The sequence below is a fragment of the Marivirga arenosa genome (assembly GCF_030503875.2).
GTDB lineage: Bacteria > Bacteroidota > Bacteroidia > Cytophagales > Cyclobacteriaceae > Marivirga > Marivirga arenosa.
In genome coordinates this window covers 423,426-448,407 of the sequence record NZ_CP129968.2, presented here as the reverse complement: position 1 = coordinate 448,407, position 24,982 = coordinate 423,426, and the positions used below count along the sequence as shown (strand labels likewise).

The following is a 24,982-nucleotide window of genomic DNA, read 5'->3' as shown; positions in this document are numbered from 1 at the left end:
ATATTAAATTAGTTTTGAGCCTCTAAACGGGACAGATATTTTTGTGCATCTGCCTTATGTTTGGACTCACTGTAATCTTCTACGATCTTTTTATAGCTTTCTATAGCTGCAGCATTGTCATTAGCTTTTTCGTTAGCTAATCCTTGCTTTAATAAATATAATGGGCTGAACTCATCATTTGATTTGTATGAAGCAGCTTTAGCATACTCATCAGCAGCAATAGAATAATTTCCTAACTCCATATATGCATCACCTACTAAAGCATACGCTCTAGCTTGTATTAATAAGTCGTCACTACTAAAGCTTTCTAAATAGTCAATTGCAGTTTCAAACTGGCCTTGTTGTAAGTATATATTACCTAAGTAGAAGTTCGCTAGGTTAGCTGCTTTTGTAGAACCATAATCTTCTACTATCGCTAAAAAGCCAAAGTTATTACCATCACCATTTAAGGCTAGGTCGTACTCTCCATTTTCAAACCAATATACCGCCTGGAACATTTCTTTTTGAGCTTCCTCATTCAAATTGTTCATATAATAACGGTAACCAAAAAAAGCTACAATGATTAAGGCGATGATCCCGCCCAAACCGAAAACCACTTTCTTATTGTTTTCTATGAATTGTTCAGTTTTAGAAAGTTGTTGAGCTAATACCTCAGGATTTTCGTAAAACTCAGAACTTTGTTCCTTCTGTCTAGTTTTTGTTTTTGCCATTGACTCTACTTTAAGACCGCAAAGCTATAAAAATTTATTTATTATTACCCAATTTGTTGCTTTATTAGTTTAAAGTATTGGGATTTAAATCCATTAAAATAAGTGATGTGGAATTTTAGTTATATAGTTTAATTGCAAACTTTTGTTTTTATAAAAATTAAACCTGTCAGGTTTACTCATTCTAAAGATTTCATCTGTATTAATAACTTAGATGGCATTTCAAACTGAAACCTGACAGGTTTATTAGTAATTAAGTATTATTAATCCACTATAAAAGGATAATCTTCTTGAGCGTATACATCTTTATATACCTCATCCACAGAAGGGAAATCTGATTCTTCAGCAAATTTCACGCATTCTTTTACGATCTCCTTTTGTTCGTTATCTATTTCTTTAAGCTCCTCCTCAGTAGCATATTTATTTTTCAAAATAGCTTGTTTAGCTTGCTCTATAGGGTCTTTTGCCTTGTATTCTTCTAACTCTTCTTTTGTTCTGTATTTCGCAGGATCTGACATAGAGTGACCTTTATAACGGTAAGTTCTGAACTCCAATAATGTTGGACCTTCTCCTTTTCTTGCTCTTTCCGCTGCTTCAGCTACTGCATTATGAACGTTTTCAACATTCATAGCATCCACTCCTTTTGATGGCATATCATATGCTTCACCTAAAGTATGCAATTCAGTTACATTTGAAGTTCTTTTAACAGAAGTACCCATTGCATAACCATTATTTTCAATAGCGAAAATAACCGGCAATTTCATGCTCATGGCCATGTTTAAAGCTTCGTGAAAAGCACCTTGTCTTACTGCACCATCACCCATATAGGTGATACAGACATTGTCAGTCCCTTTATATTGCTCAGAAAAGGCAATACCAGCACCCAAAGGAATTTGACCCCCTACAATACCATGGCCTCCAAAGAAATGGTTTTCTTTATCAAACATGTGCATAGATCCACCTTTACCTTTAGAAACACCCGTTTCTTTTCCGTAAAGCTCCGCCATTACTGCTTTAGGATCTGTCCCTAAACCAATTGGATGAGCGTGATCTCTATAGGCTGTAATATATTTATCTCCTTTTTTTAATGCACTGACCGCTCCAGCCACACAAGCTTCCTGACCAATATACAAGTGGCAGAAACCACTGATTTTTTGCTGACCATATAACTGACCAGATTTCTCCTCAAATCTTCTCATTAAAGACATGCTTCTGAACCATTCCATATAAGTTTCTTTATCGAAACTCTTCTTATTGGCAGCTTTAGATTTCTTTGTAGCCATAATGCTTTTTCTTTTATCTATGAATTTCTTTCGTCACAAAAGAATAACTTAACTTTGTTAATCTTGTTCCGGGATGCGAAAATAACGAAAAAACCCACAAGTGCGAAAAATGAAGCTTCAAAATATCCGCTTAGCCCAATTCAAAAACTATTCACAGGCAAATTTCACTTTTGCTGATGGAATTAATTGCTTTTTAGGCCGTAACGGAATTGGTAAAACCAACTTATTGGATGCTATCTATTATCTGGCATTTACCAAAAGTGCTTTCAATGCAGTAGATAAAGATAATATCATGCATGATGAAAGCTTTTTCTCCATTAAAGCACAGTTTGAAGCGGATGAAAGAAACATTGAAATGCTTTGTGCTGTGAAAATGGGGGAGAAAAAATTGATCCGCTGGGCAGGGAAAGAATATGAAAAGTTAAGTGAGCATATTGGGAAATTACCTTTGGTCATGATTATTCCGCAAGACACAGACATCGTGAGGGAAGCCAGTGAAATGCGCAGGAAATTCTTCGATAATTTGCTTTGCCAGCTTGATCAGGATTATTTAAAAGTATTGGTAAAGTATAATCATTTACTCAAGCAACGTAATGCTTTATTGAAATCCTTCCTTGAGAAAAATCGCTTTTCGGCTGATCAGTTAGCTCCTTATGATGAAATGATGATTCCTTTAGGTTTGAAAATTAAAGAAGAACGAGAAGATTTATTGAAAAAGTTTCTTCCCATTTTCGTAGAGTTTTATCAAGACCTTTCCGATGGACAAGAGGAAGTAAGCATTCAATATGACACCCAAGTAGATGAAAACTTTGAAGTAGCTTTTAAAAGTCAACATCAAAAAGATTTTAGAAGAGGACGCACAACTTTGGGAATTCATAAGGATGATTATCTGTTCCTGTCGGAAGGAAAGCCAGTGAAAAAATTCGGGTCCCAAGGGCAACAAAAATCATTTGTGATTGCCTTAAAATTAGCGCAATTTGAAATGCTGAAAAATGCTAAAGAACAAAAACCATTGCTTTTATTAGATGACATTTTTGATAAATTGGATGATAAACGCATTGCTTATTTATTAAAAATGATGTCGGACGGTCGCTTTGGGCAAATATTTTTAACTGATGCCCGACCAGAGAGAAGTAAAAAGTATTTAAAAGATATCACTACCGAAAAGAAATTTTTCGAATTGGATTTAAAACCAGAAGAAAATGTATAAGAAGAAAAATCCACATCCTGCCAGCATTAGAAAGTCAGAGGCTACTCCTTTAGGACAGGTAATTAACGAAATGTTTGATGCCTATCACCTTAATAAAAAAGTAGATCATACTCAGGTGGTAAACCTATGGCCAAAGCTTATGGGAAAAACTATTGCCAATCATACCAAGGGAGTGTTCATGAAAGACAATAAGCTTTTCATTACGGTTGAATCCAGCGCACTAAAGCATGAATTGCATATGAACAAAGAAAAAATAATTCATATGTTTAAAGATAAACTAGGTAAAGAAGTAGTGAAGGAGATTGTGTTGTTGTGATTAATATGGCAAGTATAAAACACGTGCTATAATGGTCTATGAAATACTGAAAGTGGCAATTTAACAGTCAATTTGCTACGAGGTGGTTAGCAAATGGGTTTTATAAATTGTTGCCATTTCGTTTTTAGATCAAAAAAGACTAAATGTTTTGAACTTAGATGTAACAAAATAATCAATCTATTCTTCATAGGAATCGAAAAATTCAATGTGTACTAGGCCACCACGTTCTTGAACTTTTAATTTATATCCTGAAACACCATTTTTTTCAACCCATTGACTATCTTCTTTTGGGAATACTTTGTGATTTTCATTTAGTCTTTCAATGTATCCACTTACTTTAAAATATTCTCTAAATGTTCCCTTAGATATTGAGATGTATTTTTTTGCTACTTCAGTAGGTATAAATTCAGCTATAAAACCTGGTGTTAGTTTGTTAATGATTTCTGGGTTATGCCATATAAGCATATCCGCTTGATCCTGTTCGCTGATTTTAGGAAAGCCAATCTTTTCATGTTCCAAATAGATCTCCTTTGACTGCTGCATAATTAAAGTAAATGAATGCCAACGGTTTGGCTATGAAGTGTGGGGATTAGAAAGCACTGTCTCGTCCTGATTTTACTTTACAGTTTTACATTTCTATCATAGTCTCTAAAGCTTCAATTTATAAAAACTTATAGAAAAGCTTAGAATGGTGTGTGATTTTTATGCTTTCAGCATAAATATGAAATTCTAAATGAAATATGATTTTTAAGTTCAATCCAACCATTTTAAGATATTGGTTGTCTTTGAAGTAGAAGGTTTTGGTTGAAATCTTTCTGTGGATGGCTGGTTACCGTTCATAGTTTTATGGTTGTAGGCGAAAAGGGTAGCATTGCTGCCCTTTTCTGTTTCTACGCAAAATCATAAAACTCAACTCCTACCAATCCAATGGCACTTCCATCAATAGCATTTCTGCATTTTCATTGGCTTTAATATCAACTTTCTCAAGATCTAACAAACCAATGCCATCTCTTTTAGAAAGTATTTCACCGCCAATTTCTATTTCTCCTTCTAACAGGAATAGGAAAAGTCCATTGTCCTTTTTCTTCAGTTCGTAGGTTTTCTCAAAGCCTTTTTCAAAATCAGCTAAATGAAACCAAGCATCCTGATGAATCCAAGTTTCTACCTCCTCAGCACTAGGAGCCACTACCATTTGAAAGTTATTTTTTCTATCTGCCATTGAGTAGCTTACCTGTCCGTATCTCGGCTCTACATTTTCTTTTTTAGGAAATACCCAAATCTGTAAAAACTCAGTTCCTATGTCCTTATTAGGATTAAATTCTGAATGCGTTACTCCAGTTCCAGCAGACATCACCTGCACATCACCTTGCTTAATTGTAGATTGATTTCCCATACTGTCTTCATGAGCCAAATCTCCTTTTAATGGTATCGAAATGATCTCCATATTTTCATGTGGGTGCTTTGGAAAACCTGTTCCACTGGTGATTTTATCATCATTCAATACTCTTAATGCTCCAAAATGAATTCGATTAGGATTATAGTAAGAAGCAAAACTGAAAGTATGGTGTGTATCTAACCAACCATGGTTAGCATGTCCTCTTGAATCGGCCTTATAAATTATTTTTTCCATCTCTTTGAAATTATATGTAGATACATACAATTACGGACTTAAAAGAAAATAGATGTCATAATCATCAATCAAAATTTGTTTTGTGGTGAAAATCAGATAGAAAGCTTAAAGTTTTTTGAAATCAACTTAGTAGAACTATATTATTTATTAAAATTATTTTATAATTTTAGTGATAACGAAAAACCTAAACTATGAATATGTATTTAAAATCCATTCTATTTGCATGCCTTTTAGCAGTAGTAGCATGCAGCCCTCAAAAGAAAGATTCAAAAGAAGAGAATTCTGAAGCTTTTGAAAAGGCTCAAGAAGAAGTAAAAGAAAAAATCTCAGGAGTAGTAAAAGAAATGCCGGCTCCATCAGAAATTCCCTTTCTACTAATGGAAACCGGGGCTGATTTAAACATGAGTTTAATTCATGATGTGAAACTGGCAAATAATTACAGTTCCAATAATAATGAAGCAGCGGTTAATCTCGGTGTTTATGCTGCCGATATTGGGTATTTAAGTGCTTACGAAAAATCACAAGAAGCTCTGAAATATATCACAGAAGTTAGACCTCTTGCTGATCAATTGGCTCTTTCTGGGGCTTTTGATCCGCAAACAGTTGAAAAGTTTGAGAAAAACCTATCCAATTCAGATTCATTAGCTATGATTGTTAATGAAGCTGTGAATAATGCGGATGATCATTTAAGGAAAACGGATCGGCCAAAAGTTGCGGCTTTATTATTAGCAGGATCATTTATTGAAGGTCTTTACATCGCCACTGCTTTAGTTGAAAATTATCCGAATGAATTACCTGATGATGCTAGAGCTTTGATATTAGTGCCTTTAGTGGATGTGATCATAAAACAAGAAGAGCCATTAGTTGACCTGATTGAGCTTTTAGAAAGCGTTCAAGAGGGTGATGAATACATATCTACTTTAGTGGCTGACTTAAAAGGTTTACAAGCGGAATACAAAAAGTTAAATGTACAGCAATTGATGGATGAAGGAAATGGTGCTGAATTATTGAAAGATGAAACTTTAGATAATATCACCAATCAAATGGGGAAAATCCGTGATGATGTAACAGGATGATCAATCATAACCTTAAATAACGAAAAGGGTATAGAGCATTCGTTTGTTATCTGTACCCTTTTTTTCTGCTAATTAAATCTAATCTATACCCATATTAACTTAACCCATGAGTGAAAATCTATTAAAAGCTTTATTAGAATTATTTGCCATTGTTGCTAAAAAGGGAACCGTAACGGAAGATGAAAGAAATAATGTGAAGAATTTTCTTAGCGAAAATCTTTCAGAAGAATCTGCGGAGCGCCACCTGAAAATGTTTGATGAATTCACCAATGATGAAATTCAAAATAGCAATGATAACATTGATGCTATCTGCAAGAAGATTAATAATGAGTTTACTTATCCACAAAAGATAATTCTTGCATTGCAATTAATAGAACTCATTTTAGCAGATGGTGACATAGCAAAAGAGGAAACGGAAATTTTAGACCGAGTTAGTGATAATATTAAATTACCCTCTGAAATAATTGCTTACATTCAAACCTTCGCATTAGCGAAAAATATTGAAGACTTTGAATCTGATAAATTCTTAATTGTTGCAAAGAATAATGATAAAGTTGCGGATGCCACTCATTTTATTCCGCAAGATAATCTGGATGGTTTTTTGGCTATTCTGAAATTATCGGGAGCAGAAATGTATTTTGTAAAATACCTGGGTACCGCCCAACTTAATATGAACGGTATTGCTTTGAGGAAAAACGCCATCACTTTATTTCCTTCAGGTAGCACTATTAAAGGCGAAAAGTCTCAGACTGTTTTTTACAGTGATGTAGCCAGCCATTACAAAACTGATGATAGCACTCCTAATATTTCATTTGTTGCAGACAATATCAGTTTTACATTTCCCAATGGACATAAAGGCCTTCACAATGTAAATATTGCGGAAGATACAGGAAGATTAGTTGGCTTGATGGGAGCGTCAGGTTCTGGTAAATCAACCTTATTGAATGTGTTAAATGGAAACGAAAAACCCACTGAAGGTAAAGTTGAAATCAATGGGATAGATATCCACAATGAGCCAGAAAAAATAAAAGGTACGATTGGCTATGTTCCTCAAGATGACTTATTAATTGAAGAACTTACGGTTTATGAAAACCTATATTATGCGGCCAAACTTTGCTTCGATGATAAATCACAATTCGAAATAGAAGAGATGGTGTATAAAACACTAGCTTCATTAGGCTTGTCTGAAACCAAAGATTTGAAGGTAGGTTCTCCTTTAGAAAAAACCATAAGTGGTGGACAAAGAAAACGATTAAATATTGGGCTTGAGCTACTGAGAGAACCTTCTGTGCTGTTTGTGGATGAACCTACCTCCGGATTGTCATCTCGCGACTCTGAAAATATTATGGACTTGCTGAAAGAATTAAGTTTGAAAGGCAAGATGGTGTTTGTTGTGATCCATCAACCCTCTTCAGATATATTCCGAATGTTTGATAAGTTGGTAATTTTAGATGTAGGCGGTTATCAAATTTATTATGGAAACCCTGTTGAGGCGGTTCTGTATTTTAAGAATCAAATTAATACGATTGATAAAGATCAGGCCGCTTGTATTGAATGTGGAAATGTTAATCCAGAGCAGATATTCAATATCATTGAAACCAAGGTGGTAAATGAATACGGTAAAGCTACTGATGAAAGAAAGATCAGTCCGAAAAAATGGTACTCCCTATTTGATAAACAACTGGATGTACCTAAAGTAGAAAACCCAGACCCTTTACCTGAACCTGAGTTACAAATTCCTAACTGGACGAAGCAGATAAGCTTATTTTTCAAAAGAGACTTTATGTCCAAACTGGCAAATCGTCAATACTTACTTATAAATTTATTAGAGGCTCCTATTCTAGCAATGCTTCTGGCGTATATAATTCGCTATTATCCTGAAAATGAGCAGAGTGAATATTTATTTATTGACAACTCTAATATTCCAGCCTTCTTCTTTATGAGTATTATTGTGGCTTTATTCATGGGCTTAACGGTAAGTGCTGAGGAAATTATAAAAGATAGAAAAATATTAAAGCGAGAGTCCTTTCTGCACTTAAGCCGCAGTAGTTATTTATTTTCCAAAATTGGAATATTATTCCTATTCTCAGCCATTCAAACCTTCACCTATGTTATAATTGGAGATTTAATTCTAGAAATTGATGGAATGAGTCTTACCTATTGGGCCATTCTATTTAGCACCGCTTGCTTTGCGAATATGCTAGGTTTGAATATCAGTTCAGCATTTAATTCTGCCATTACAATTTATATTTTAATTCCAATTTTATTAATTCCACAATTAATCCTTAGTGGTGTGGTAGTGAAATTCGATAATTTAAATCCACAAATTACTACTCCTGATCAGGTACCTTTGGTAGGAGAATTTATGGCATCAAGGTGGGCTTTTGAGGCCTCCATGGTAGCCCAGTTTAAAAGCAATGAATTTGCCGCTCCTTTCTATGAGTTGGATAGAAAAATGGCACAATCTGAATACAAAACTGTGTATTACATTCCAAGATTAAAATCGACATTAGAATTTCTTAACCGTAATCTGGAAAATAAAAATACTCAGGAATTTAAAGATGCCGTTAACTTATTGAAGCGCGAAATCGGGATAGAATTGGAAAAAGTTGGAGAGGATAAATTTAATGCTTTTCACAAATTAACTCCTGAAAAATTCGATAAATGGACTGCTGATAAAACTCTTGTATTCTTAAATACTCTTAGTCGTTACTATAACAACTTCTTTAATGAAGCTAATACCAAAAAGGAAAGAGCCATTTTCACCTTAACCTCCACACCAGAAAAGAAAGAAGGTTTCGAATATTTACGAGATAATTATTTCAATACAACTGTGGCCACTTTGGTTAAAAATACTAATGATCCAAATCGAATAATTGAATACGATAATAAACTGATTCAGAAAATATATCCGGTATATATGGAACCTCAGCCAGAACACTTATTAGACTTCCGAACACAATTCTATGCTGGTGAAAAGCATTTTGCAGGTTATATTTTCAATACATTACAATTTAATATAGCCATAATATGGCTTATGAGCATATTATTATATGTAATGTTGTATTATGATGTCCTGAGAAAAATTGTAGGTATGAAAAATCCATTTAGCAAAAAGAAGCGATAACCAATGCAGTAAATGAAACAAAATGATAACTTATTAATTTAATGTTCATGAAAAAACTAGCACTAATCATCACTATAATTTCTTTTGTGTTTGCATGCCAAACCAAAGAAAAAAGCCAAGAGCAAGAATCGGAAACTAAAACGGTGGAAAAAGGACCACAGTTTAAGCCTGAAAACTCAGATGAAGAAGCCATTGAACTTGCGGATAAAGTTATGCAAGCTCATGGTGGAAAAGAGGCTTGGAATAATACTCGTTACATCGCTTGGAATTTTTTAGGGTTTCGCGATTTAATCTGGGATAAATATACAGGAGATGTTCGCATTGATTTCCCGAGAGAAAATTCTACTTATCTGATTAACATTAATGATAATACGGGTAAAGTAAAAATTGGAGATCGCGAATTAAGCAAAGGAGATTCTTTAGATCAATACATTGAAAGAGGAAAGCAAATATGGGTGAATGATTCCTATTGGTTAGTATTTCCGTTTAAATTCAAAGATCCTGGCGTATCCTTAACTTACCATGGCCAAGACACTACTTTAAGTGGAAAGGATGCGGAAGTAATCAGTTTAACTTTCGAACAAGTAGGTTTTACTCCGCAAAACAAATACAATGCCTATATAGAGCCTGAAACCCATATGATTTTACAATGGGATTACTATCAAAATGCTTCGGATAGTGCCGCAAGCTTTAGTAACGAATGGTCGGATTATAAGAAATATGGCGATATATATTTATCATCTGGTAGAGGTGAAAGATCATTAAATGATATTAAAGTTGCTCAAGAGTGGGATAAAACGGTTTTTGAACAGTTTTAATGTAAGATCATGGCAAACAAAAAGGCCAGCTAAATTACAGCTGGCCTTATTGTTTTGAATCTAAATATATAGTAAATAAGTATACTTAAAATCTAAAGTTTATACCTGGATAAATCATACGATATGGTGTCTCCTGATAAAAATCATATTCAATAAATACACCCAAATTTTTATAAATATTATATCTCGCACCTATTCCAAGTTGTATATCATGGAATTTTGGTTTTACATATATATAGTCTTCTGGGAAATTATAAACAAATCCTTTACGAAATTTTAATGCTGCATAAACTTCGAATTTATCTTGATATCTTATTTCAGGTATCAATTTTGTCAAGAAGATATTTGCATTTAAACCAACTGTAAAAATAGATCTTTGAACATCATCAAAGTCTTTTGTAATACTATCATAATCTATTGGAAGCATAATTTTATCATATCCAAAATGAAAACCAACATCTAAAATGTCTTTGAAGACTCTATAATTATATTCTCCTGCAAAATAGGAATAGGAAGATATGGTGGAAAAATTATAAGCTGAAACCCCAAGTTTTAATTCACTCTTCGGTTCCTGTGAGAATAAATCACAAGAAAAATAAGTAAGGCTTAAGGTTAGGAATAAAATGACTTTCTTCATTTGAAGGTTATAGTTGAATAAAATATATTTAATCAGAAACGATAATTTTTAGTATCCTTGATATTCTAACATAAAATTTTATTTAAATTATAATATGTTTCTCTTATAGAGACATAAAAAAACCCGAAACTTTAAAAAGCTCGGGTTCAATATAAACTTGATTTTAACTTATCCTTTCAAGATTGATCTACTGATTACTAATTTCTGAATTTCAGAAGTACCTTCACCGATTGTACAAAGCTTAGAATCTCTGTAGAATTTCTCAACAGGATAGTCTTTAGTATAACCATAACCACCAAAGATCTGAACTGCTTCAGTTGAGTTTTTAACCGCTACTTCGGAAGCATAATACTTAGCCATTGCAGACTCTTTATTTACGCTCTTACCTTTGTTTTTCAAATCTGCCGCCTGGAAGGTTAATAATTTAGCACCTTCTAATTCAGTTGCCATATCTGCTAATTTGAATGCAATACCTTGAAAGTTAGAAATAGGCTGATTAAACTGGTGTCTTTCTTTGCTGTAAGCCAAAGCCGCTTCATAAGCTCCTTCTGCAATACCTAATGAAAGTGCAGCGATCGAAATTCTACCACCATCTAAAACTTTCATAGCCTGAATGAAACCCTCACCCACTTTACCTAACATATTGTCTTTATGTACGCGGCAATCTTCAAAAATCATTTCTGCGGTTTCAGAAAGACGCATACCCAATTTATTTTCTTTTCTTCCGGCCTTGAATCCTTCCGTTCCTCTTTCCACAACAAAAGCGGTCATGCCGTGAGAATCTCCTTTTTCGCCTGTTCTAACAATAACAACTGCAACATCACCAGACTTACCATGTGTAATCCAGTTTTTCGCACCGTTGATTACCCAATAATCTCCATCTTGAACTGCAGTAGTTTTCATATTACCTGCATCAGATCCAGTATTAGGCTCAGTTAAACCCCAAGCACCAATCCACTCAGCAGTTGCTAGTTTTGGTAACCATCTTTTCTTTTGTTCATCATTACCAAATTGTAAAATATGGCCTGTACATAATGAATTATGTGCTGCCATGGATAAGCCGATAGAAGGATCAACTTTAGCAAGCTCTAAGATTGCAGTAACATATTCTTCATAACCGAAGCCAGCACCACCATATTCCTGAGGTACCAATACGCCCATTAACCCTAAACCGCCTAATTTTTTCATAACATCAATAGGGAAGTGTTGCTCTTCGTCCCACTGATCACGATGAGGTGTGATTTCTTTTGCCCCAAAGTCTTTTACCATTTGGGCAATCATTTCCTGATTTTCATTCAATCCAAAATCCATATATTCTGCTTTAGTCGTTCGTTTCCTAAAATAAGTGCAAATATAGTTTAAAATAGCTTAATTACCCAACTAACATTCGTTAGGCTTAAAAGGTTGTGAGGAAGTAAGATATTTGAGCAAATTTTTGAATATGATGCTCTACTAATGAAAGTTATTTTAATACACGACTTTCCACCTGAAAGCCCATTTCCATTTAATTGAATAATTGTTAATCTGAGCCAATTGGAGGATTTCTTGCCAGTCTTTTTTGGTGAAGGCCCGCCATACCGATAAGCAAGCATCATTCTTTACCATTTTTGATTTGCTGAATAACTGAGTGATTACTCTAATTGAATAATAGGCGAAGTAATGACGATGCAAATCATTTATGACCACATTTTTGCTTTGCTGATTAAACTGTTCTAATAAATTCACTAGTTCATCTTTAGTGAAATGATGCAAAAAGAGGGTACAGCTAATAAGATCGAATTTTCTGTTTTTAAAGGATTCTGAAAAGATGTTTTCGGTTTGTAAATTGATCTCAGGATAATCTTCACAATGGTTTTTGGCATATTGAATAACATTGGGATTTGCATCAAATCCATTGAGTTCAACATTAATATTCTCTTGTCTAGCCCAGTCGGCTATTTTAATTAGCATTTCTCCGCTTCCACAACCTAAATCTGCTATGGTCCAATTTTTCTGAGGATTGCTTTTTAATATCTTTTTTACGGCTATAAGGGTAACCGCATTTCCCCCCAACCATTTGTTGATAATATCCAACTCCTTAAGTGCTTGGTATAAAGCCGGGCTATCATCCGACAAATCATCCATGATTTCTAACTCTTCCGATCTGTAGGATAAATCAACCATTGCTAAATTTCAACTTGTTCTAATAACATGCTTTCCATAGTAAGACCTGGCCCAAATGCAAAACTTAAAATTTTATCTTTTGGCTTTATATTATCCCACATTTCATGCAAAACAAAAAGGACTGTGGGTGAAGACATATTGCCAAATTCGCTCAATACTTTATAAGCAGATTTATTCTTCTCTGAAGATACATTTAAGCCTTTTTCAACTGCCTCTAGAATTCTTTTTCCACCGGGATGGATGGCAAATTGATCAATATCTTGAAGTTTGAGGTTTAACTTTTGCATAAGTTCGTCACCCAATTTCGCAATATTATTAGCAATAACTTCCGGCACGTAGCTACTCAATTTCATTTCAAAACCAAGATTACCAATATTCCAGGCCATTTCTTGCTCCGAATTATTTTCCACTACGCTCTTAAAAGCCTTTATTTCAAGTGCGGAATCTGTTTTCTCATTAGTCACCACAACAGATGAAGCCCCATCGGCAAATAATGTATTCGCCAACAAATTATCTTCATTATAATCTGCCTGAAAATGGATAGTACAAAGCTCAACGCACACAATCAGAACTTTTGCTTGCTTATCTGATCTACAAATATGGTTTGCTGTCTTTAAAGCATTGAATGCAGCAAAACACCCCATAAATTGAATGGATGTTCTTTCTACATCTGAATTTAGTCCGGTATTTTTAATTAACTGAATGTCCAATCCTGGAGCAAACATGCCCGTGCAGCTTACTGTAATAAGATGGGTAAATTCGTTGGGCTGATATTGGCTAAAAACCTTATCTAATGATTTTTGAGCTAGTGGTAATGCATGCTTTTCAAAAAGCTGCATTCTTTCAGCTGTATTGGGCTGTGACTTATTGCTCTGGGCTTTCGGGTAGAAATTCCATTTTGTGTCATCAGAAAACTGATAATCGGCTATAACGGTATGCCTTTGTTTTATACCCGACATTCTGAAAATAGCATTTAACTTTCTGCTCTCATCCTCATTGAGTCGCATAGCCTTTTGCATAAAGCCTGCTATTTCATTTTGCGGAATTTTAATCTCCGGGTTCGCAGGAGAAATCAGGTTGATGTATGGCATAAATAATTCTTGATTGACTATATTAAGCAAAAATTTTGAATATTGTTCATGAAAAAAGCATTACATATTCTTCAACATTTAAGGATTCCATTTTCATTCTTTTTATTACCAGTTTATATCTTTGCTTTAGGCATTAGCCCTAACATTGGTGAAGACCAGATTATACTTTCATTTGTATTACTTCACTTTTTTATTTACCCAGCTAGCAATGCTTATAATTCATATTTCGATAAGGACGAAAAAAGTATTGGCTTAATCAAAAAGCCTCCTCCTGTAACGATTGGGCTTTATTACACTAGTTTAGTTTTTGATTTTATTGGAATTGCCCTAGCCTGGATGATCAGTATGGAATTTGCTATTCTTGTCTTTATTTATGGACTTGCTTCAAAAGCCTACAGCCACCCTGGTATTCGTTTGAAAAAATATCCTTGGTTGGGATGGTTCATAGCTGGTTTTTTTCAAGGCGTTTTTACTTTTTATATGGCTTATGTAGGGATTAATGGTTTTGGAATGGAGCTTGCATTAAAATGGAAAGTGATTTTTCCTGGCTTATTGACCTCCTTTTTTCTTTGGGGTTCATATCCTATGACTCAGGTTTACCAGCATGAAGAGGATAATAAAAGAGGGGATAACACTCTATCTTTATTGTTGGGAATTAAAGGTACATTCCTTTTCACATTGATCGTTTTTTTATTGGCAACATTAGGTTTTGAATATTACTTCTTAAACTATCACAATGAGCAAATAGCTATTTCCTTTTTATTATTCATGTCACCAACTGTATTGTATTTCCTGATCTGGTTTGCTTTAGTACATAGAAATGAAAAGTTTGCAAATTTCGGCTGGACTATGGGCTTGAATTTAATCTCTGCAATCTGTCTTAACGCCTTCTTTGTTTATTTCTTTTTGAAAATAAGTCACATTGGGCAGTTGAATTAATGATTTAGAAAATTTAGGAGTAGAATAAAGTGGCGATGCATTGTATCAATTAGAAAATAATACAAATCCTAATTGTAAATTTAAGCCTATAAAAAATTCTGCCTGGCCCTGACTAAATTCAATACCAGGCTCAAATGCTAAGTCTATATTCATGCGCTTAAAAAAGCTTCTTTGCCAACCATAGGATATTTGTAAATCAAAGATCCCTGGTCCTTTAGGATAATTTTCCGCATTGGTCATAAAAAAGGAGGTATGATAGAAACTTCCTGAAAAGCCTATATAATTTGCTGCATTAGAATTGATATTTTTATCATTAGCTGCGCGCTTAGCAATATTATGGTAAAAGCGAGGCTGCACTTTTATTTGGGGTGTAAGAATATAGTAGTTATCAACATAATAAAAAGTACGCGAATAGGTTCCTCCTCCGAAGCCCCCTAATAGGCTTAAGCTACTATACAGGGAAATATGTTGATCAAGCTTCTTCTCGTACGAAAAACCTATTATTGAAGGTAAAAGTGTCTCTACTTTTACCAAATTATTAGATACAGAAGCCGCTTCTCCTTTTTCAAGTGCTTCTGGTTTATTTTGTGCAACAATAAAGGATTGAGTAGAAACTAAAAATGCAAGAGCTATTATAATTCGATTCATTTTATTGTGGTTGACAGTTAAAATAGGGTTCAACTACAAAAATAGTATTTTATCATAATTATGAAATCAATTTGTTAGGATTTAAACAAATTCTATTCAGTCCGTATACTTAAATGAACTAAAACAAACATTATGAATATTTTAGTAATAGGAGCAAACGGAAAAATAGGTAAAAAAATAGTTAATAAAATACATGATAATACTCCTCATGATGCCATAGCCATGGTAAGAGAGGAATCTCAAAAAGAACAATTTGAGAAAAAAGGAATTAAAACCGTATTAGGAGATCTTGAGAAAGATTTTAGCCATGCCTATGAAGGAAATAATGCTGTAATCTTTACTGCTGGAAGCGGTGGTAATACTGGAGATGATAAAACAAAAGCAATTGACCAACAAGGTGCCATTAAAGCCATTGACTTAGCTGTACAGCATAAGTATATTCGGTTTATGATGGTAAGTGCATTCGGTGCGGATTTTAACCCATCCGATTGGCCTAAAGATATGGCTGCATATTATAATGCCAAATCTGCAGCAGATGATTATTTGCAACAAACAGGACTCAACTACACAATCTTCAAACCTGGATTATTAACGGATGATGAGCCAAAGGGAAAAGTTGATTTTGGTGAAAGAACTGATGAAAGAATGGGTTCAATCCCAAGATGGGATGTAGCAGATGTGGTGGTAAAATCATTAGAAGCTGAAAACACCTACAGAAGATCATTAGAGTTACTATCCGGACCAAATAATATAGAAGAAGCAATAGAAAAGGCTTAATCATACAACTCCGCTATCTATTTTAAAGGCTAGTTAGCGGAGTTTTTAGTTTAATACCTCATGTAAAATTTTTAATGACTTTATCTCTTTGAATGAATGGCTATGAATTTGATAAAAAAAGATAATTACTTTTATCAATTGTTGCCTTTGTTCTCCTGTTAATTTAACCTCTGCTGAAATATCATTTTCTATTAATTCTTCTAATTTCTGAATTTCATCAGGACGTAATTTTACGTGATGAAAGTCTGAAACTTCTTGAATCATTTCATGAGCATTAGCGGGTTTAAACCCCAAAAAAGCAGTTAATTGAATTAAAAATTGTAAATGAAAATTTACATAATTGCTTTCCTTCTGATCAAAATAGACTAAGCTTTTTTCAATAAATTCAAACATTAGTGGGTTTTCATCTTCCTCACCTCTAAGAATATGGTTTAACATTTCAGCTAAAAATATTCCCATAGAAGATTTAATAATCTCATAAGGAATACTTCTAAATGGTGGACTTACCTTTATTTCAGAAATTCGGTTAATGCTGCTGTTTGATTTTTTATAAACTACTAAATCTAACAAAGTTAGAGGCTGAAAAATGGCCATCTTATTTTTAGCCTTTGCCTTCCTAACCCCATTTTCAATGTAGGATTGTATGCCAAACTTTTCAGTATAAATCTGTATAATAATAGAGGTTTCCCCATATTTCACATGACTGATCACTATACCTTTGGTTTTATGTAACATCGCTAGGGAATCAAAGCAAATTTAGCTTGATAGGTTTCGGTTCCATCGGCATTAATAGAAAAAACCAGATAAACGCCAGGCTTTAATCTAAAACCCGAATAATTAGATAAATCCCAAGAAAAAGTACCCCCATTGGCCTGCCCTTTATGAATTAGATTGCCTGCCATATCCGTAATCATTACTTCATTATTATAGGCTAATCCTCTGATGGTTACCCTTGAGTTTCTCGAAGCACTGATTGGGTTAGGAAACACTTCAACATTGGAGTGAATGGCGCCTGCCCTACTAGCATCTGTTCTGTAAGATAAAAATTGCGAATCAGAAATCATGAATAATTCACCATTAATAGGGTTTACTACCATTTGCCTTATTTCAGTATCCACAATTGGGCTGTTATCTCTTCTTAAGTGTAAAATATTTCGATTTATATTTTCATCAAATAACCATAGGCCATCTCGGGTGCTCATCCATTTACGATTTCCTCCGTCTATTTTTATCTGATTTACGGGTATTCCATCAAAAAGAAAAAAGCCTTCAAATATAGGTTGAGATGCATCAGCTGATTCTCCCGTTAAAACTGCTTGATAGCTATTAAAAAAAGCAGCTCCTGAATTTGTGGCAATCCATAATTGACCATCCAAAGCTAACTCCAGATCTAAAATTTGATTGTTAGGTAAATTTCCATTTCCTAAAATCGTATTGAGTCGTCTGTCATTCTCTATTTCAGGATTAAAAATATAAATACCTGAGTTGGTTGCCACATAATGATCGCCATTAGGCACTATTAAATAATCATTGATTTGAGCATTACTATTCAAATTCGTTTTAAAAAGCGCTTGAGTTTGAGGATTGAAAACCCCATAAAAATTGTCAGAAGTTCTAACTAAAGCCCAATAATCACCTTCTACACTTTCTGCTAAATAAAGCCATTCTGATAATGTTGTGTCTTCAACACTCACTTTAGAAACCTGATTAGTGTCCCAGCTATATGGCCCATCAGTTTCACTTAGAAATATTCCATTTCCACTTATCAAATCTAAAGCTACATCTCTAAAAATTGGCAAATCATTCTCATTATCATCTTTCCCCACGTAATTCCATCGACCGTTTTCAAAAAAGGAAAATCCTTTAGTATTATTTGAAAGTGAAAAGGTATATTCTTCAAGCTGGTGAATACTACTGGGTTTCCCTTTAGGCCCTTGAGGAATCAGACTCTCTGAAGAGCCATTCTGATATTTTACTAGTCCAGCTAATTCAGTTGCTAAAAAGTATTGGTTTTCTGAAATTACAAAGTCATTGATTTGAATAGATGCATTTACATTAAACTCCGGTTCAAAAAGTCCATTTTCAAATTTTAGAATATGATTCCCTTTTGAAGCATAAAGATTATTATCAAATACATTTAATTTTTGTACAGCTTTATCATTTCCAAAAGCTAAATTCCAATTATTATTTTCGAATACATAAATACTATCATTAGCGCCTAAAGCATAAATACTAGAGTTAAATGGATAAGCAGATCGCAAGCCTATTTCTGCTGAATGAAGTGGGTACCTTTTCCAATTCTGGAAATCTTTAAGGTTTAAGTTTGAATTCAAATCACCTGAAAGCAGTCCTTCATCAGTGCTTAAATACAGAATTCCATTTTTATGTGAAATGTGGTGAATGACTAATGCCTCACCAGTATCTGATAAATTAGTAAAAGCATCTACCAATTCGTTACTTTCAGAACTATAAAGGATGATTCCAAAATCAGTCGCAATATAAATCAAATCTTCAAGCTGGATGACTTCATTAATTTGCTTACTAGTTCTAATATCAGAATTGAAGATTTGTGAAAAAGCGCTAATGTTTAAATCTGAATCTAAAATATTAACAATGCCATCTTCATAGCCAATTAATAACAAATCATTAATCGCGTTTAGTGAGGTGATTTTTAAACTACTCAAACCATCAGCAGTACTTAATGTATTTAAACTTCCATCTTCTAAATCGAAGTAATACAAAGCATTTTCGGTGGCTGTAAAGATCTTTTGATTAAAGAATTCAACTTCTTTGGCGTTTGAATAATCAGCATGGTTTCTCCAAGTTCCCAAAGGAATGTTTTGAGCAAATACGCTAACATTCAAAAACAATAAAAATAAGAAAGCTGAGAACTTTTGCATGAATTCAAAAACGATTGAAAGTATTAATTATTAGCCCATTTCAAAACATCTGCGACATCTTGGTTCATATTTATCTTTTTCACCCAAGACTACTTTTTCAGTGTCTTTACTTAAACGATAAGAATAAGATGCAATTCCTCCACATTTAACGCAGATGGCATGAACCTTTGTTACATATTCTGATACCGCCATTAATTCTGGAATTGGACCAAAAGCTTTACCACTGAAATCCATATCCAAGCCAGCAATGATTACCCTCTTCCCTTGATTAGCTAAAGTGTTTACTACACTAACAATTTCCGCATCAAAAAACTGTGCTTCATCAATCCCTACGACATGAGAATTGCCAGAGAATAATAAAATATCTTCTGCGAAGTCAACGGGGGTAGAACGTATTTTAGTTTTATTATGAGAAACGACTTCGGTATCATGATAACGCGTATCAACTTTAGGCTTGAATATTTCAACCTTCTGTTGAGCAATTAGAGCACGATTAAGCCTACGAATCAGTTCTTCTGTTTTTCCACTGAACATAGAACCACAAATAAGCTCTATCCAGCCCTTTCCTGTTCCTTCTTCTTCTCTACCAATATGCGGTTCTACAAACATTTTATACCTTCTATATTTTTCTAACTAAAACCTGACAGTTTTAATGCGAACAAAATTATACTTAATCTGAATAATCCATATGCGGAAACTTATTTCTTTCCGCTACTTTAATTTTTATATCTCCTTTTAAAACCGCCTGACAAGCTAGCCTTTCATTATCAGCTAACCGATTTTGATTTCTAAAACGTTCCTCTGCTTTAGTTAATTCTGCTAAATTTTCTTGCCCTTTTTCAATTATCATTTTACAGGAGGTACACCTTCCCTTTTTACCGCAGGCATGCATCCAATCGATAAAGTTTTCGTGTATAATCTCTAATGCCGTTTTTTCTAAGCTATTAGTGATTATCTTGCGATTATAAAGATTAGTGATCTCGATTTCTGGCATAAGAACAAATTGCAAAAAAAGTAAATTTAATAATGGAGAGCAAATTAAATCATCAGGCGATTGACGCATACAGCAAAGCTTTGGCAAAACAACTCTGCAAATCTTTCTTTAGTAATTCAACTCATATAAGTGGAAAAGAAATACTTGAGCTAAGCCCCAATAAGCAAATCAACTTGATGGTAATTAAAAACCTGTTCAGGAAATGGAAAAAGGAGAATGCAAAACTGCAAAGCCCATATTTCGATTACCACAGCGATGAGGTTAAAAAAGCCATGAAAGATTTTATGAACACGCTCTCTCGTCATATATACATCAAAAAAGAACACTTTGAACCTCTATTAAAAGAATCTATTAAAGATAGTGTTTTATTAGCTTTCTCTCCTTACGATTTTTATTCAAAAGAAATAAACCAAAGAGATGATAGCCGATTAAAACTTGCTGACTTAAAAGACCTAAAGAAATACATTAAATTCAATAGCTTTTTATTGGATGGCTTAATTGAACATTTTATATCATTAAAAGAAAAGGTGGTTTTTAATGATCAGGCTTTTGAAATGTTTAATGAGGTTTGCAATACTACGGATGAGCAGCCTGCTGATATTCAGCCACTACTAGAAGAATTTTCAAAAACACTTCCATTATCCTTAGCCGATATTTACTTGGAGGAAGAAAAAGAAGAAGGCGTAATGTTAAATGAAAAATTTCAAAGTAAAGATAAGCAGACACTTGCTGACAAACTAGCCCAAAGTGGCGCGAAAAGCATAATGAAAATGCTTAGCCTAAATCAGCGCTTTATGTTTGTAAATGAATTATTTGATGGTAATCAAAGTCAATTTTTATCTGCCCTAGAATATATCGACCAAATGGAAAGCTTTGATGAAGCCTCCTCACATATTAAAAACTCACTTGCTGATAAGTATAATTGGGATATGGAAACTGAAGAGGTCGAAGAATTTTTAGAGTTAATTGAAAAGAGATTCGGATAATTTTTAAAGCCTTCAATTTCAATATTTAACAAAAGTTTCTTTTCTAAGTTTAGTCTATTACTTTTGCACTATCTTTAATAAATCTAAATAAAATGAATAAGGCGGTTACTCTATTAGCAGCTATAGTTTTACTGTTTTCTTGTAATTCTGAAGAGAAAGTAAGTAAAGAAGATATAATTGAAAATTATGCTCAAATCGTTTATGCAAGCTACCAGGACACCTACGATCAAGCAGAAAAATTAAAGCAAGAAATTGAAGTTTTTATAAATGAGCCTTCTGATGATGGGTTGCAAGCTTGTAAAGAAGCTTGGCTAATGGCTAGAGAAGCTTATGGTCAAACAGAAGCCTTCAGATTTTATGGTGGGCCGATTGATGGCGAAAACGGACCTGAAGGACAAATAAACGCTTGGCCTTTGGATGAAGCTTATATTGACTATGTGGCCTCTGATAATAATAACGCTAACATCATAAACAGCCCAGAGCAATACCCCGAAATTAATGCTGAATTTATTGCTTCCATGAATGAAAAAGGAAGTGAAACCAATGTGAGTTCAGGATATCATGCCATTGAATTTTTATTGTGGGGTCAAGATTTAAGTGATGGCGCAGGAGCAGGGCAAAGACCTTATACAGATTATATTCCTGCTGATGAAGCCCACAGAATACATGCAGAAAGAAGACAAACTTATTTATTAGAAACCGCTAAGCTTTTACTTCACGATTTAAACACGGTCAAGCAGGAATGGGAACCGAATCAAGATAATTACCGTGCTGAATTTACAAGTAATCCAGAAGAGTCATTAAAGAAAATTTTTTCGGGATTAGGGAAACTAAGTAAGGGTGAATTAGCTGGCGAAAGAATGTTTGTGGCTTATGATTTAAAATCGAAAGAAGATGAGCATTCTTGTTTTAGTGATAATACTCATAGAGATATCATTACTAATGAGAAGGGAATCCAGAATGTTTACCTGGGTGAATACAAAATGTTAAATTCTGATAGTACAGTTAATGGCCCTGGAGTTTATCATCTTTTAAAATCAGAAGACCCCGAATTAGCAGAAAATCTCAAAGAAACTATAGCTAAAGGATTAGCTTCCAGCAAAAAAATTGAAGCTCCTTTTGATCAGCAAATAAAAAACCCTGAAGGCAGAAAACAAATCGCTGCAACAATTAGCTTATTCAGAAAACAAGGTGATTTATTTGCCGTTGCAGCTAATAAATTTGGTTTCAAATTCGATCCGGAAGCCATATAAAAATGAGAAATAGTTACTCTTTATATTTATTAATCGCCCTCTTCATTTTTTCTTGCAGTAGCAAGGAAAGTTATGAAGCCGTAAGCGAGTCATCTCTTTATCCTGGAGGGGATGCTGCCACAACAGATGATTTTTCAGTAAACGCATTTGGTCATGCGGCTCCCAAAATTTCCGATGCAAAACAAATGCAATTTGTAACCGGAAATGCCTTCTTTAAAAGAAATTGGGTAACAGCTCCGGCCTCCACTGAAGATTTAGATGGTTTAGGTCCTTTGTTAAATGCTAAGTCCTGCTCAAGCTGTCACTTCTTAGATGGTAAAGGAGAGCCTGGATTCGAAAAAGGTCAATCATCCGCTCTACTTTTTAGGTTAAGTGTAGAAAATGCGGAAGGCAAAGTGGTTCCTGTCCCTAACTACGGAAATCAGTTTAACCATTTGGCGATTATTGGCGCAAAAGAGGAGGGTGATGTTAAAATTGAATACGAAGAAGTAAAAGGGCGATATGCAGATGGCACTGAATATTCATTAAGAAAGCCTACTTACAGTTTCGAGAATCTTAATTATGGAGACATAGATGAGAAAGTTATGGTTTCTCCGAGAGTTGCTCCTCATATTATTGGTTTAGGTTTACTTGAAGCGATCAGCAAGGAAGACATTTTAGCAATAGCTGATCCTGATGATAAAAATAATGACGGCATTTCGGGTCGTCCAAATTATGTTGAAGATGTAGTAGAAGGAAAAAAAGTGATTGGTCGATTTGGCTGGAAGGCAAATGAACCTACCGTAAAGCAACAAGTAGCTGGCGCATTTCAAGGTGATATGGGGCTAACTAGTACTATTTTTCCAGCTCAAAACGATACGGAAGCTCAATTATTAGCCTCTATCATAAATGGAGGCGAACCTGAAGTTACGGATGATATTTTAGATCGAGTTACCCTTTATTCTCAGGTATTAGCAGTTCCAAAAAGAAGAAATGCAAGAACCAAAAATGTTGTGGATGGTCAAAAGCTCTTTCATGAAATTGGATGCCAGAAATGCCATACCCCATCATTTACTACCAAGGATAATGCGGATATTGAAGAATTTAGCAATCAAAAAATATATCCTTATACTGACTTATTGCTACACGATATGGGTGAAGGCTTAGCCGATCATAGACCAGACAATGAAGCTAATGGTGTGGAGTGGAGAACTGCACCTTTATGGGGACTCGGATTGGTAAAAACAGTGAATGGTCATACTACTTTATTGCATGATGGCCGAGCTCGAAATGTTGAAGAAGCTATTCTGTGGCATGGGGGTGAAGCGCAAAACAGCCAAGAAGAATTCAAACAACTATCAAAAATCAATAGAGAAAATTTAATCGCCTTTGTAAACTCTTTATAATATGAAATTCCTCAAGTTCGCATTATTAATCAGTTTGACTTTTCTATTTGGATGCAATTCCGGAGATAAAAATACTGATTTCGATAAAGAGCCAATGTTAAAAAACATTGCTTATAATTTAGCAATTCCTGCCTACCAAGAGAGTTTAAATAACTTTGAAAAGCTGAAGCAATCATTTAATGATTTCCAACAAAAGGCAAATAGCATAGCAGATCTTAGAAGCTCATGGAATACTGCTTCAATTAGCTGGGCCAAGACAGCGCCCTACCGCTTTGGGCCCATAGATGATTTATTGATTGAAAATAACTTCTATTATTTTCCAGTTGACACTACTAAAATCCAAAGTGCAATTGCCAATTATAATCAGGAGAAAGGTTTCATTTCTTCACTTGGCAGTAACGTACAAGGTTTAGGAGCCATAGAATTTGTGCTTTTCACAAATGAAACATTAAATGATAATCAGCTTAAGTTCATATTAATGCTAAGTAATCAATTATCAGAGCTTAATCAAGAAGTATTAACTCAATGGGAAAATAATTATGCTGAAGAGTTTAGTAAAAATACGGGCAGTGGCATTAACTCCAGCATCAGCAAATTAACCAATCAATGGATTGAAATGGCGGATTATATCAAAGGGGATGAAGTAGGAAGACCTGCTGGAAAAACTGTGGGAGTTGAGAAGAACATCTATAACCTCCAGGCTCCATACAGCCAAACTTCATTAGCTATTATAGAAGCTAAATTGCTTGCCCTACAGCAATCCTTTAATGGAGGAGAAAAAGAAGGAGTTGATGATTATTTGAAAAATTTGAATATTAAAGTATCGGATAACTTACCACTAAATGAAAAAATAAATAACCAAATAAATACAGTTCTAGCAAGAATTGATAGCCAAGAAAGCCTAGCTAAAATGATTACTGAAAGCTCTAAACAAGTAGATCAAATATATCTTGAATCACTTAATCTAGGTATACTTTTAAAAACAGAACTGATGGGTCAGCTTGGTTTAGTAACCACCTTCAGCGATGGTGATGGCGACTAA

General features: G+C 34.3%; 24 protein-coding genes. 11 read left to right on the top strand and 13 right to left on the bottom strand.

Annotation, left to right across the window (positions count from 1 at the left end; all coding sequences use genetic code 11):
* Positions 1–8: 8 nt before the first annotated feature.
* Both QYS47_RS01965 and pdhA read right to left on the bottom strand, forming a co-directional pair.
* Entirely contained in the window at positions 9–710 is a 702-nt protein-coding gene (locus tag QYS47_RS01965; RefSeq protein WP_322347538.1) for a tetratricopeptide repeat protein, read from the bottom strand.
* A gap of 260 nt (positions 711–970) precedes the next feature.
* The gene (gene pdhA / locus QYS47_RS01960; protein ID WP_308358014.1) at positions 971–1,990 is read right to left on the bottom strand and encodes a pyruvate dehydrogenase (acetyl-transferring) E1 component subunit alpha; all 1,020 of its coding nucleotides are present in this window, start codon (positions 1,988–1,990) and stop codon (positions 971–973) included.
* Between the two features lie 109 nt (positions 1,991–2,099).
* Here pdhA and recF point away from each other — a divergent pair, with 109 nt between their 5' ends.
* Both recF and QYS47_RS01950 read left to right on the top strand, forming a co-directional pair.
* Complete coding sequence (recF, locus tag QYS47_RS01955; RefSeq protein WP_322347537.1) at positions 2,100–3,200, top strand: DNA replication/repair protein RecF; 1,101 nt, start codon at positions 2,100–2,102, stop codon at positions 3,198–3,200.
* Entirely contained in the window at positions 3,193–3,516 is a 324-nt protein-coding gene (locus QYS47_RS01950; protein ID WP_322347536.1) for a DUF721 domain-containing protein, read from the top strand. Before recF ends, QYS47_RS01950 begins: the two co-directional genes overlap by 8 nt.
* A 177-nt stretch (positions 3,517–3,693) precedes the next feature.
* Here QYS47_RS01950 and QYS47_RS01945 read toward each other — a convergent pair whose 3' ends face one another.
* Together QYS47_RS01945 and QYS47_RS01940 are read right to left on the bottom strand one after the other, a co-directional pair.
* Positions 3,694–4,059 carry a hypothetical protein gene (locus QYS47_RS01945; protein ID WP_322347535.1) on the bottom strand — a complete coding sequence of 122 codons (366 nt, stop codon included), beginning with the start codon at positions 4,057–4,059 and terminating at the stop codon, positions 3,694–3,696.
* A gap of 373 nt (positions 4,060–4,432) precedes the next feature.
* The gene (locus QYS47_RS01940; RefSeq protein ID WP_322347534.1) at positions 4,433–5,146 is read right to left on the bottom strand and encodes a pirin family protein; all 714 of its coding nucleotides are present in this window, start codon (positions 5,144–5,146) and stop codon (positions 4,433–4,435) included.
* 191 nt (positions 5,147–5,337) lie between these two features.
* On the opposite strand from QYS47_RS01940, the gene QYS47_RS01935 reads away from it, so the two are divergent.
* The 3 genes from QYS47_RS01935 to QYS47_RS01925 all read left to right on the top strand — a co-directional run bounded on the left by QYS47_RS01935 (position 5,338) and on the right by QYS47_RS01925 (position 10,167).
* Positions 5,338–6,222: a hypothetical protein gene (locus tag QYS47_RS01935; protein ID WP_322347533.1), complete on the top strand. Its 885-nt coding sequence runs from the start codon at positions 5,338–5,340 to the stop codon at positions 6,220–6,222.
* Between the two features lie 106 nt (positions 6,223–6,328).
* Entirely contained in the window at positions 6,329–9,349 is a 3,021-nt protein-coding gene (locus QYS47_RS01930; RefSeq protein WP_322347532.1) for an ATP-binding cassette domain-containing protein, read from the top strand.
* A 47-nt stretch (positions 9,350–9,396) separates the two neighbouring features.
* A complete protein-coding gene (locus QYS47_RS01925; protein ID WP_322347531.1) occupies positions 9,397–10,167 on the top strand; it encodes a hypothetical protein in 771 nt (256 codons plus the stop codon).
* 85 nt (positions 10,168–10,252) lie between these two features.
* Here QYS47_RS01925 and QYS47_RS01920 read toward each other — a convergent pair whose 3' ends face one another.
* The 4 genes from QYS47_RS01920 to QYS47_RS01905 all read right to left on the bottom strand — a co-directional run bounded on the left by QYS47_RS01920 (position 10,253) and on the right by QYS47_RS01905 (position 14,058).
* Entirely contained in the window at positions 10,253–10,804 is a 552-nt protein-coding gene (locus QYS47_RS01920) for a hypothetical protein (RefSeq protein WP_322347530.1), read from the bottom strand.
* 168 nt (positions 10,805–10,972) lie between these two features.
* A complete protein-coding gene (locus tag QYS47_RS01915) occupies positions 10,973–12,115 on the bottom strand; it encodes an acyl-CoA dehydrogenase family protein (RefSeq protein WP_322347529.1) in 1,143 nt (380 codons plus the stop codon).
* Positions 12,116–12,271: 156 nt separating this feature from the next.
* Entirely contained in the window at positions 12,272–12,967 is a 696-nt protein-coding gene (locus tag QYS47_RS01910; protein WP_322347528.1) for a methyltransferase domain-containing protein, read from the bottom strand.
* Between the two features lie 2 nt (positions 12,968–12,969).
* On the bottom strand, positions 12,970–14,058 hold the full coding sequence (locus tag QYS47_RS01905) for a type III polyketide synthase (protein WP_322347527.1): 1,089 nt from the start codon (positions 14,056–14,058) through the stop codon (positions 12,970–12,972).
* Between the two features lie 48 nt (positions 14,059–14,106).
* Between QYS47_RS01905 and QYS47_RS01900 the strand changes: the two genes are divergently transcribed.
* Entirely contained in the window at positions 14,107–14,997 is an 891-nt protein-coding gene (locus tag QYS47_RS01900) for a UbiA family prenyltransferase (RefSeq protein WP_322347526.1), read from the top strand.
* Positions 14,998–15,042: 45 nt separating this feature from the next.
* Here the strand turns inward: QYS47_RS01900 and QYS47_RS01895 are convergent, their stop codons facing one another.
* Positions 15,043–15,645 (bottom strand): hypothetical protein, encoded by a 603-nt coding sequence (locus tag QYS47_RS01895; RefSeq protein ID WP_322347525.1) that lies wholly within the window; start codon positions 15,643–15,645, stop codon positions 15,043–15,045.
* Between the two features lie 132 nt (positions 15,646–15,777).
* Between QYS47_RS01895 and QYS47_RS01890 the strand changes: the two genes are divergently transcribed.
* A complete protein-coding gene (locus QYS47_RS01890) occupies positions 15,778–16,422 on the top strand; it encodes an SDR family oxidoreductase (protein WP_322347524.1) in 645 nt (214 codons plus the stop codon).
* A gap of 45 nt (positions 16,423–16,467) precedes the next feature.
* Here the strand turns inward: QYS47_RS01890 and recO are convergent, their stop codons facing one another.
* From recO to QYS47_RS01870, 4 genes are all read right to left on the bottom strand, one after another.
* A complete protein-coding gene (recO, locus tag QYS47_RS01885; RefSeq protein ID WP_322347523.1) occupies positions 16,468–17,157 on the bottom strand; it encodes a DNA repair protein RecO in 690 nt (229 codons plus the stop codon).
* A gap of 2 nt (positions 17,158–17,159) precedes the next feature.
* Positions 17,160–19,322, bottom strand: a complete 2,163-nt coding sequence (porZ, locus tag QYS47_RS01880) for a type IX secretion system anionic LPS delivery protein PorZ (RefSeq protein ID WP_322347522.1) — start codon at positions 19,320–19,322, stop codon at positions 17,160–17,162.
* A 30-nt stretch (positions 19,323–19,352) separates the two neighbouring features.
* A complete protein-coding gene (locus QYS47_RS01875) occupies positions 19,353–19,931 on the bottom strand; it encodes a thymidine kinase (protein ID WP_322347521.1) in 579 nt (192 codons plus the stop codon).
* 61 nt (positions 19,932–19,992) lie between these two features.
* Entirely contained in the window at positions 19,993–20,316 is a 324-nt protein-coding gene (locus QYS47_RS01870; protein WP_322347520.1) for a 2Fe-2S iron-sulfur cluster-binding protein, read from the bottom strand.
* 32 nt (positions 20,317–20,348) lie between these two features.
* On the opposite strand from QYS47_RS01870, the gene QYS47_RS01865 reads away from it, so the two are divergent.
* From QYS47_RS01865 to QYS47_RS01850, 4 genes are all read left to right on the top strand, one after another.
* The gene (locus QYS47_RS01865) at positions 20,349–21,302 is read left to right on the top strand and encodes a hypothetical protein (RefSeq protein WP_322347519.1); all 954 of its coding nucleotides are present in this window, start codon (positions 20,349–20,351) and stop codon (positions 21,300–21,302) included.
* Between the two features lie 92 nt (positions 21,303–21,394).
* Positions 21,395–22,555 carry an imelysin family protein gene (locus QYS47_RS01860; RefSeq protein WP_302128304.1) on the top strand — a complete coding sequence of 387 codons (1,161 nt, stop codon included), beginning with the start codon at positions 21,395–21,397 and terminating at the stop codon, positions 22,553–22,555.
* A gap of 2 nt (positions 22,556–22,557) precedes the next feature.
* Entirely contained in the window at positions 22,558–23,940 is a 1,383-nt protein-coding gene (locus tag QYS47_RS01855) for a di-heme oxidoreductase family protein (protein WP_322347518.1), read from the top strand.
* Position 23,941: 1 nt separating this feature from the next.
* Positions 23,942–24,982 (top strand): imelysin family protein, encoded by a 1,041-nt coding sequence (locus QYS47_RS01850; protein WP_322347517.1) that lies wholly within the window; start codon positions 23,942–23,944, stop codon positions 24,980–24,982.

What these genes read in the sequence shown, in the direction of transcription:
- QYS47_RS01965 (WP_322347538.1), bottom strand. Translation starts at nt 710, where the DNA reads ATGGCAAAAACAAAAACTAGACAGAAGGAACAAAGTTCTGAGTTTTAC.
- pdhA (WP_308358014.1), bottom strand. Translation starts at nt 1,990, where the DNA reads ATGGCTACAAAGAAATCTAAAGCTGCCAATAAGAAGAGTTTCGATAAA.
- recF (WP_322347537.1), top strand. Translation starts at nt 2,100, where the DNA reads ATGAAGCTTCAAAATATCCGCTTAGCCCAATTCAAAAACTATTCACAG.
- QYS47_RS01950 (WP_322347536.1), top strand. Translation starts at nt 3,193, where the DNA reads ATGTATAAGAAGAAAAATCCACATCCTGCCAGCATTAGAAAGTCAGAG.
- QYS47_RS01945 (WP_322347535.1), bottom strand. Translation starts at nt 4,059, where the DNA reads ATGCAGCAGTCAAAGGAGATCTATTTGGAACATGAAAAGATTGGCTTT.
- QYS47_RS01940 (WP_322347534.1), bottom strand. Translation starts at nt 5,146, where the DNA reads ATGGAAAAAATAATTTATAAGGCCGATTCAAGAGGACATGCTAACCAT.
- QYS47_RS01935 (WP_322347533.1), top strand. Translation starts at nt 5,338, where the DNA reads ATGAATATGTATTTAAAATCCATTCTATTTGCATGCCTTTTAGCAGTA.
- QYS47_RS01930 (WP_322347532.1), top strand. Translation starts at nt 6,329, where the DNA reads ATGAGTGAAAATCTATTAAAAGCTTTATTAGAATTATTTGCCATTGTT.
- QYS47_RS01925 (WP_322347531.1), top strand. Translation starts at nt 9,397, where the DNA reads ATGAAAAAACTAGCACTAATCATCACTATAATTTCTTTTGTGTTTGCA.
- QYS47_RS01920 (WP_322347530.1), bottom strand. Translation starts at nt 10,804, where the DNA reads ATGAAGAAAGTCATTTTATTCCTAACCTTAAGCCTTACTTATTTTTCT.
- QYS47_RS01915 (WP_322347529.1), bottom strand. Translation starts at nt 12,115, where the DNA reads ATGGATTTTGGATTGAATGAAAATCAGGAAATGATTGCCCAAATGGTA.
- QYS47_RS01910 (WP_322347528.1), bottom strand. Translation starts at nt 12,967, where the DNA reads ATGGTTGATTTATCCTACAGATCGGAAGAGTTAGAAATCATGGATGAT.
- QYS47_RS01905 (WP_322347527.1), bottom strand. Translation starts at nt 14,058, where the DNA reads ATGCCATACATCAACCTGATTTCTCCTGCGAACCCGGAGATTAAAATT.
- QYS47_RS01900 (WP_322347526.1), top strand. Translation starts at nt 14,107, where the DNA reads ATGAAAAAAGCATTACATATTCTTCAACATTTAAGGATTCCATTTTCA.
- QYS47_RS01895 (WP_322347525.1), bottom strand. Translation starts at nt 15,645, where the DNA reads ATGAATCGAATTATAATAGCTCTTGCATTTTTAGTTTCTACTCAATCC.
- QYS47_RS01890 (WP_322347524.1), top strand. Translation starts at nt 15,778, where the DNA reads ATGAATATTTTAGTAATAGGAGCAAACGGAAAAATAGGTAAAAAAATA.
- recO (WP_322347523.1), bottom strand. Translation starts at nt 17,157, where the DNA reads ATGTTACATAAAACCAAAGGTATAGTGATCAGTCATGTGAAATATGGG.
- porZ (WP_322347522.1), bottom strand. Translation starts at nt 19,322, where the DNA reads ATGCAAAAGTTCTCAGCTTTCTTATTTTTATTGTTTTTGAATGTTAGC.
- QYS47_RS01875 (WP_322347521.1), bottom strand. Translation starts at nt 19,931, where the DNA reads ATGTTTGTAGAACCGCATATTGGTAGAGAAGAAGAAGGAACAGGAAAG.
- QYS47_RS01870 (WP_322347520.1), bottom strand. Translation starts at nt 20,316, where the DNA reads ATGCCAGAAATCGAGATCACTAATCTTTATAATCGCAAGATAATCACT.
- QYS47_RS01865 (WP_322347519.1), top strand. Translation starts at nt 20,349, where the DNA reads ATGGAGAGCAAATTAAATCATCAGGCGATTGACGCATACAGCAAAGCT.
- QYS47_RS01860 (WP_302128304.1), top strand. Translation starts at nt 21,395, where the DNA reads ATGAATAAGGCGGTTACTCTATTAGCAGCTATAGTTTTACTGTTTTCT.
- QYS47_RS01855 (WP_322347518.1), top strand. Translation starts at nt 22,558, where the DNA reads ATGAGAAATAGTTACTCTTTATATTTATTAATCGCCCTCTTCATTTTT.
- QYS47_RS01850 (WP_322347517.1), top strand. Translation starts at nt 23,942, where the DNA reads ATGAAATTCCTCAAGTTCGCATTATTAATCAGTTTGACTTTTCTATTT.